The organism is Methylobacterium sp. AC690 (assembly GCF_979256535.1).
On sequence record NZ_CEEDOX010000121.1, the window covers coordinates 1 to 241 of the forward strand.

Sequence of the window (241 nt, forward strand, 5' to 3'; positions counted from 1 at the left end):
TCTCTTACTGTCATGCCATCCGTAAGATGCTTTTCTGTGACTGGTGAGTACTCAACCAAGTCATTCTGAGAATAGTGTATGCGGCGACCGAGTTGCTCTTGCCCGGCGTCAATACGGGATAATACCGCGCCACATAGCAGAACTTTAAAAGTGCTCATCATTGGAAAACGTTCTTCGGGGCGAAAACTCTCAAGGATCTTACCGCTGTTGAGATCCAGTTCGATGTAACCCACTCGTGCAC

General features: G+C 48.1%; 1 protein-coding gene. It reads right to left on the reverse strand.

The window, feature by feature from the left end; genetic code table 11:
- Window positions 1-241 (reverse strand): serine hydrolase (locus AC0IY1_RS25545; protein WP_325905870.1); only part of this gene is annotated, 241 nt, incomplete at both ends.